This is a genomic window from Lentilactobacillus sp. TOM.63 (assembly GCF_030361045.1).
Taxonomy (GTDB): Bacteria; Bacillota; Bacilli; order Lactobacillales; family Lactobacillaceae; genus Lentilactobacillus; species Lentilactobacillus dabitei.
The window spans coordinates 25,062-32,610 of the sequence record NZ_JAUCAP010000029.1 but is presented as its reverse complement, the minus strand read 5'-3'; the positions used below and the strand labels follow the sequence as shown (position 1 = coordinate 32,610).

At 44.0% G+C, this 7,549-nt stretch carries 8 protein-coding genes; all 8 read left to right on the top strand.

Annotation, left to right across the window (positions count from 1 at the left end):
* Positions 1-202: 202 nt before the first annotated feature.
* Complete coding sequence (gene deoC, locus QUF07_RS07395; protein WP_502878990.1) at positions 203-904, top strand: deoxyribose-phosphate aldolase; 702 nt, start codon at positions 203-205, stop codon at positions 902-904.
* 24 nt (positions 905-928) lie between these two features.
* Positions 929-2,122: a phosphopentomutase gene (locus QUF07_RS07390; RefSeq protein WP_289427100.1), complete on the top strand. Its 1,194-nt coding sequence runs from the start codon at positions 929-931 to the stop codon at positions 2,120-2,122.
* A 14-nt stretch (positions 2,123-2,136) separates the two neighbouring features.
* A complete protein-coding gene (gene deoD / locus QUF07_RS07385; RefSeq protein ID WP_217163645.1) occupies positions 2,137-2,853 on the top strand; it encodes a purine-nucleoside phosphorylase in 717 nt (238 codons plus the stop codon).
* A gap of 42 nt (positions 2,854-2,895) precedes the next feature.
* Entirely contained in the window at positions 2,896-3,843 is a 948-nt protein-coding gene (locus QUF07_RS07380; protein ID WP_217341462.1) for a sugar-binding transcriptional regulator, read from the top strand.
* Positions 3,844-3,938: 95 nt separating this feature from the next.
* Positions 3,939-5,240: a pyrimidine-nucleoside phosphorylase gene (locus QUF07_RS07375; protein WP_217163641.1), complete on the top strand. Its 1,302-nt coding sequence runs from the start codon at positions 3,939-3,941 to the stop codon at positions 5,238-5,240.
* Positions 5,241-5,618: 378 nt separating this feature from the next.
* Positions 5,619-6,065 (top strand): 3-hydroxyacyl-ACP dehydratase FabZ, encoded by a 447-nt coding sequence (gene fabZ, locus QUF07_RS07370; RefSeq protein ID WP_003625233.1) that lies wholly within the window; start codon positions 5,619-5,621, stop codon positions 6,063-6,065.
* A 29-nt stretch (positions 6,066-6,094) separates the two neighbouring features.
* Positions 6,095-6,562 carry a MarR family winged helix-turn-helix transcriptional regulator gene (locus QUF07_RS07365; protein WP_217163640.1) on the top strand — a complete coding sequence of 156 codons (468 nt, stop codon included), beginning with the start codon at positions 6,095-6,097 and terminating at the stop codon, positions 6,560-6,562.
* Positions 6,559-7,542: a beta-ketoacyl-ACP synthase III gene (locus QUF07_RS07360; RefSeq protein WP_289427099.1), complete on the top strand. Its 984-nt coding sequence runs from the start codon at positions 6,559-6,561 to the stop codon at positions 7,540-7,542. Before QUF07_RS07365 ends, QUF07_RS07360 begins: the two co-directional genes overlap by 4 nt.
* Positions 7,543-7,549: the final 7 nt, after the last annotated feature.

Sequence of the window (7,549 nt, the reverse complement as noted above, 5' to 3'; positions counted from 1 at the left end):
TGTTTCTTTTGAAATCTTAGTCATAAAAAATACCTCCAAAGCTAAAGTTTTTACTTTAACTTTGGGGGTATAGGTCAAAAAACTGCGAATTTCAACCTCTTTTTCTTATCGGGCGAAAATCGGTGAATTATGTACATTTTTTCATAAAAGTGAACATTATTTCACCATATATCTTTACATATGTTCTTGGTTCCTGTAAACTATGCTTGTAATAATAAATGAAAGGGGTTACATTACCGTGACAACAGACTTAACTACTGCCCAATTAGCAAAATACTTGGACCATACCAACCTGAAACCTGACGCTACTGAAGAGAGTATCCGTGAAACCTGTCAGGAGGCGGTGAAATACAACACAGCTTCCGTTTGTGTGAATTCTCACTGGATCCCACTGGTTGCTGAAGAGCTCAAGAATTCAACGGTTAATCCAATCACGGTTGTGGGCTTCCCATTAGGCGCAACCAACACTGAGACTAAAGTATATGAAGCAATTACCGCGATTGACCAAGGTGCTGAAGAAATCGATATGGTTTTAAATGTCGGTGAATTAATTGGCGGTAACGATAAATTTGTGACTGAAGATATTCAAAAAGTTGCCGAAGCCGTTCATACAAAGGGCAAACTGCTTAAAGTAATTCTAGAAACTTCGTATCTTAACAACGACCAAATTGTGATTGGCTGTCAAGATTCCGAAACAGCTAGTGCCGATTATGTTAAAACGTCAACTGGCTTCAGTTCAGCAGGGGCCAAGCTTGATGACGTTGCCTTGATGCGCAAAACCGTTGGTGATCGCCTGGGTGTCAAAGCATCTGGTGGCATTCACTCACGCGAGGAAGCTTTAGCAATGATTGATGCTGGTGCCAGTCGTTTAGGGGTCAGCGCAACCGTTAAAATCTTATCTTAAGAGACTGCATGGGGAGGCTTATCTATGAGTACAAAGAATTATAAACGGGTATTTGGAATTGTAATGGATTCAGTTGGAACCGGTGCCGCACCCGATGCAGCCAAATTTGATGATGTTGGCTCAGACACCTTGGGGCACGTTGGAGAAGCTTATAAAGGCAAGTTACAGATTCCCAACCTGCAGCAATTAGGGATTTCCAACTTGCGGGACCAACCGATTGAAGGGGTTGCCAAAGTTGACCAGCCAATTGGTTATTACAGCAAAATGCAAGAAATCTCAGCAGGCAAAGACAGCATGGACGGTCATTGGGAAATGATGGGGCTGCCCGTCAACAAGCCGCTGAACACATTTCCAAATGGGTTTCCAGCTGATATCTTAGAAAAACTGGCCGCCTTCTCTGGCCGCAAAATTATTGGTAATCGGCCGGAATCAGGAACCAAGATTATCGCGGAGCTTGGCGAACAACAGATGAAGACCGGCGATTTAATTGTCTATACTTCTGGTGATTCGGTTCTGCAAATTGCCGCTCACGAAGATGTGATTCCACTAAAGGAATTGTATCGGATTTGTGAGTATGCCAGAGCATTGGTCAATGGGCCAAAGTACACTGTTGGTCGGATCATTGCCCGCCCATACGTTGGCCCTGATAAAGATCACTTCACCCGAACAGCCAACCGCCATGATTTTACCTTGGAACCAACTGGTAAGACGGACTTGGATTATTTACAAGCTGCTGGCGTTCATACCATTGGAATTGGGAAGATCAATGATATTTTCTCAAGTCATGGAATTGATGAAGGCTACCATAATGAAAGCAACATGGATGGAATGGATCACGTCGATCATGTGATGGCTGAAGACTTCACTGGATTTGCTTTCACTAATTTAGTTGATTTTGACGCAATGTATGGTCACCGCCGTAATCCGATTGGCTTTGGTGAAGCCTTGATGGACTTTGACAAACGACTGGGAACGGTTTTGAAGAACCTAAAGGACGATGATTTACTAATGATTACGGCTGATCATGGGAACGACCCAGGCTTTAAAGGAACTGATCATACCCGTGAGGAAGTGCCACTACTCGTTTATTCACCATCCCTGAAGAATAGTGGTTCATTGGGCGTTCGAAAGACGTTTGCTGATTTTGGCGCAACCGTTCTTGATATTTTTAACGTGACCGGCAACCCAGCTGGAACGAGTTTTCTTAACGAGATTTAAACGGAGGTAATCATATGAGTACACACATTGGCGCCACACCTGGTGAAATCGCCGATACAGTCTTAATGCCCGGTGATCCACTGCGCGCAAAATTTATTGCTGAGACTTATCTGGATAATCCGGTTCAGTATAGTCACGTGCGAAACATGTTTGGCTACACCGGCACCTACAAAGGTAAAAGGCTCTCTGTCCAAGGTTCTGGCATGGGGATTCCATCGCTGGCAATCTACACGACTGAGTTGATCAAGGAATATGGTGTCAAGACCATCTATCGAGTAGGTAGCTGTGGCGGGATGAGCCCAGATGTTAAGATTCGCGACGTCATTTTGGGCCAGGCTGGCACGACTGATTCATCGATTATTCAAAATACGTTTGGCCCTGGCCTATACTATTCACCAATCGCTGACTTTGGGTTGTTGGATTCCGCATACCATACTGCTCAGAAAATGAACATTAAAACGAAGGTTGGCAATATTTTTGCTGCTGATCGTTTCTATAATGATGAGCTGGATATTCATAAACTCATTGACTATGGGGTTTTAGCAACTGAAATGGAAACGTCTGGGCTCTATTTGTTGGCAGCTAAGCACCATATTCGCGCCCTCACGATCCTGACGGTTAGTGATCATTTACTCACTGGCGAGGCATTGTCGGCCAAAGAACGGGAAACGTCATTTGATGAGATGGCCAGATTATCATTGGAAACCGCTATTAAGAACATGAACAATTAAACAAATCGATCGAAGTCCAAAACGATTCGGAGAGAAGCGACCATGACAGAGATTAGGGATGTCACCAAATTAAAGCAGAGTTTGCAAGTAGCTGAACTTTACTATCAGGATAATTTAAGTCAGTTACAAATCTCGAAACAATTAGGGGTTTCTCGGCCAACGGTTTCCCGGTTGATTCAGTATGCCAAGGACAACGGGTTGGTGAAAATCCAGATCATTAATCCATTGGTAGATTCTCAGGTGTTAGGCCAACAGTTGGCAGAAAAATACGGGGCCCAGTTTCACGTTGTGCCCAACAACTACGCGGGGATGGCTTCACTTTCTGATAGCGTTGGTAAATTTGCCGCCGATTATTTGACATCAGTGGTTGAACCTGGTGACGTCATTGGAATTGGCTGGGGTCATACCATTCATGCGGTGACCAAACAGGTTGAGGAGCAGAATGCAGCTGGTGTTCAGGTTGTTCAACTCAAAGGGAGTATCAGTCATTCTCAGGAGAAAACTTGGGCGTACGAAAGTGTCAATGAGTTGGCACGGGCTTACCACACCCAGCCTGAATACCTGCCGTTACCCGTCATCTTTGATCATAAAGTGACCAAGGACATGGTCGAAAGCGATCGGCACATCAAAAGCATATTGGACCTCGGCCGCAAAGCCAACGTTGCTTTGTTCACGGTTGGCACGGTTCGATCTGAAGCGTTAATTTTTCAATTGGGGTATTTTAACAAACAGGAAAAAGCTCAATTGCAGAAAGAGGCCATCGGTGACGTATTTTCACGGTTTATTGATCGAGATGGCAAAATTGTCAGCCAGCAAATTGATGATCGCACAATTGGCATTCAGCTTGATGACTTAAAGACAAAGAAGTATGCAATTCTGGTGGCAACTGGGAACCGAAAAGTTGCTGGGGTGCACGCGGTGTTGAAAGCAAATTACACAAATTGTGTCATTATTGATCAAAGCTTGGCACAGTTATTGTTGGATTATTGACTAAGAGTCGGGGGATTATTAAGTGGGGGACTTGATAATTTCCCGGATTTTGATAATAGCAATATGTAAACGGTTACTTGGAAGGAGACTTCGTTATGAGAATGGTTGATATTATTCATGCAAAACGTTCAGGAAAAGAACTCACTGAGGAGCAAATTCAATATTTTGTTGACGGCGTGGTGTCGGGCGAAATTCCTGATTACCAAACCAGCGCCTTATTAATGGCGATCTTCTTTAAGGGAATGACGAGCGAAGAGCAGTCGACCTTAACGATGAAAATGATGGAATCCGGCGATCATCTGGATTTGAGCAGCATTCCTGGTGTCAAAGTCGACAAGCATTCCACTGGTGGGGTGGGAGACAAAACAAGTATTCCTTTGGCAGCGGTGGTGGCCGCTTTAGGGATCCCGGTACCCATGATCTCCGGTCGGGGCCTCGGCCATACCGGTGGGACCCTGGATAAACTGGAAGCCATTCCAGGCTATCAGGTTGAAATGAGTGAACGGGATTTCATCGAACAAGTAAAAAAAGACCATTTAGCCATTATTGGGGCGACGGGAAATATTGCGCCGGCCGATAAGAAGATCTACGCCTTACGTGACGTAACCGATACGGTTGATTCAATTCCACTAATTGCCGGTTCAATTATGAGCAAAAAGATTGCTTCTGGGACCGATGCCTTGGTGATTGATGTTAAAACTGGTGCGGGCGCCTTCATGAAGACATTGGAAGATTCTAAAGCGCTTGCCAGGGCCTTGGTTGACATTGGCAAAGGAGTTGGCATGCAATGTATGGCACTGATTACCGACATGAACCAACCATTGGGGAATGCGATTGGCAACTCACTTGAGATTGAAGAATCAATTGATTTATTGAAAGGTAATGGCCCAGCCGATTTGGAAAAATTAATTGTCACCATTGGCGGTTACATGGCAGTCATGGGTGACAAAGCTAAAACGACTGCTGAAGGGCAGAAAATGTGTGAGGAAGTCATTCATAATGGCCAGGCCTTAGCCAGCTTCGAAGCGATGGTTAGGGATCAGGGTGGTGATCCCAATGTTGTCAACGACCCAAATGGGGTCTTGCCCCAGGCTAAATACCAAATTCAATTACCTGCCAAAACATCAGGTGTGGTTGCTAAAATTGTTGCCGATGAAGTTGGCGTTGCCAGCATGTTACTCGGTGGCGGCCGTCAAAAAGCCGACGATCAGCTCGACTACTCAGTCGGTATTGTACTCAACAAGAAGATTGGCGACAAGGTCGAATCGGGTGAGCCGCTGTTAACGATTTATAGTAATCGTGAAGAGGTTGATGATATTAAGAAATTGTTGTATGACAATATTGAAGTGGCAGACACAGCCAAAGTGCCAGAGTTGATTTACACAACGATTGAGTAAGCTGATTTTAGCCAGTAAGTGTCATTAACAATGATGTGATTTTGGACAGTTATCCTCCATTTCCAAAAGCTTCACCTGCTAACGCGAAACAGCGTTTAAAGGGGAAGCTTTTTTACGATTCATTCGAATTGAAGCCACTTTGGCTGTCCGTTCTTCAAAAAAATCTTTACGTGTCCTCGCAACCCGTGTACAATGACGTTTATCGGCATGCCGTTAACCAGAATAGTTTGATATTCAAACTAATATGGTATATGATGTGTTTTGTTCAAAACGAGGGGCTTCATGTTTTTAATTTTAAGGGACGCTTCTCAGTAATTAGTTCGGGTTTCGAACTAATTTAATTGAATGTAGATGTTTGCAACTGAAAGGAAGAAATCGATGAGTGTATTAGATGCAGCTGAAATTATGGATTTGATTCCGAACCGTTACCCAATCCTGTTTATGGATAAGGTCGACGAATTAAATCCTGGTGAGTCAATTGTTTGTACCAAGAACGTGACAATTAATGAAGAATTTTTCCAAGGCCATTTTCCTGGCAATCCAGTCATGCCTGGTGTGTTGATCATTGAGTCACTTGCCCAAGCCGCTTCAATTTTGATTTTAAAGACAGAGAAGTATCAAGGCAAAACGGCTTATCTGGGGGCAATTGACAGTGCCAAATTCAGAAAAGTCGTTCGTCCGGGCGATGTCCTTAAACTACACGTCACCATGGAAAAACAACGTGACAATATGGGCAAAGTCAAGTGTGAAGCAAAGGTCGAAGATAAGGTTGCCTGTTCTGCAGAGTTAACGTTTATCGTCCCTGATCCTAAGAAGAAAATCTAATTTGGACAAATTTGTAGGAGACTAATCTCATGAATGCAATAAGTGATGAAATTAAAGAAGACTACAACTTTATTAGCGATTCTTTGGTGGACATTTATGATCAGATTATGCGAATCGAAGAGAGCGAAATCAAGAAGAGCCGTTTTAAGGACATCACCGCAAAAGAATTGCATTTGGTCCATACAATTGGCTTACATGACCATAAAACGACGTCCGAGGTTGCTCGGATCTTGCGATTGAGCAAGGGAACGCTGACAGCTAATTTAAATAATTTGGAACGCAAAGGGTACATTTCCCGGATAAGTAATCAACGGGATCGGCGAATCATCAATTTGGCGTTAACTAGTAAAGGCCGACTGCTTTACCGAGCCCATTATGCATTCCATCGAAAATTGGTTGAGCAGTGTCTCAAGGGATTCGACGGTTCGGATATCAAAAAAATGAAGCAAGCGTTAATGAACGTGGAAGATTTTATTGGTGAGGTTTCGGGTAGATGAAATTTGAAGATTTCAAAATCATGGCAACAGCCAGTTCGGCACCTGACCACGTTGTGACTAACGATGAGTTAGCGACGATGATGGATACGTCAGATAAGTGGATCACGCAACGGACCGGGATTAAGCGCAGACGGATTGCGACTGAGGAAACGACCAGTTCAATGTGTACTGATGTGGCGACACAATTAATTGCCCAAAGTGACTTAACTGCTAAAGATATTGATTTGATTGCGGTGGCTACGATGTCGCCGGATTATCTCACCCCATCCGTGAGTGCGATGGTTCAAGGTAATATTGGGGCGGATCATGCCATTGCCTTTGATATTGACGTAGCCTGTTCAGGATTTGTTTACGGGTTACATTTGGTAAAACAGATGTTGATTGCCAATCAGCAAAAAAATGCCATTTTGATTGGTGGCGAAACCCTCAGCAAATTGTTGGATTGGTCTGATCGATCCACCGCAGTGCTGTTTGGCGATGGTGCTGGCGGCGTTTTGATTCGAAACACAGCTGTGGATAAGGGTTCGTTTATCAGTGAAGATCTGCGGACATTAGGTAATCTGGGTCAATATTTAACTGCTGGCCAAACAGGCAATCCGTCACCATTTGCAACAGATCAACAGCCATTTTCACCGTTCTTCAAGATGAATGGCCGGCGAGTTTATAGCTTCGCCGTTAAGAACGTGCCAGAATCAATTAACGACGCCTTGAAGCAGGCCAATTTAACGGCTGATGAGGTTGACTGTTTTGTTTTACATCAGGCCAACCGACGGATTGTGGAACGGATCGCCGATGAATTGGCGGTCTCGATGGCTAAGTTTCCAATTAATATTGATGAATATGGAAACACCGCTGCGGCCAGCGAACCAATTTTGTTAGATCAATTAGTTAAACAAAAAATCATTAAAAGGGGGGATGTCATCGCCCTATCCGGATTTGGCGGCGGATTAACGGTTGGAACCATGATTATGAAATATTAGCAAGCAA

Excerpts from the sequence above, each read along its gene's own strand:
- deoC (WP_502878990.1), top strand. The coding sequence starts at position 203 with ATGCTTGTAATAATAAATGAAAGGGGTTACATTACCGTGACAACAGAC.
- QUF07_RS07390 (WP_289427100.1), top strand. The coding sequence starts at position 929 with ATGAGTACAAAGAATTATAAACGGGTATTTGGAATTGTAATGGATTCA.
- deoD (WP_217163645.1), top strand. The coding sequence starts at position 2,137 with ATGAGTACACACATTGGCGCCACACCTGGTGAAATCGCCGATACAGTC.
- QUF07_RS07380 (WP_217341462.1), top strand. The coding sequence starts at position 2,896 with ATGACAGAGATTAGGGATGTCACCAAATTAAAGCAGAGTTTGCAAGTA.
- QUF07_RS07375 (WP_217163641.1), top strand. The coding sequence starts at position 3,939 with ATGAGAATGGTTGATATTATTCATGCAAAACGTTCAGGAAAAGAACTC.
- fabZ (WP_003625233.1), top strand. The coding sequence starts at position 5,619 with ATGAGTGTATTAGATGCAGCTGAAATTATGGATTTGATTCCGAACCGT.
- QUF07_RS07365 (WP_217163640.1), top strand. The coding sequence starts at position 6,095 with ATGAATGCAATAAGTGATGAAATTAAAGAAGACTACAACTTTATTAGC.
- QUF07_RS07360 (WP_289427099.1), top strand. The coding sequence starts at position 6,559 with ATGAAATTTGAAGATTTCAAAATCATGGCAACAGCCAGTTCGGCACCT.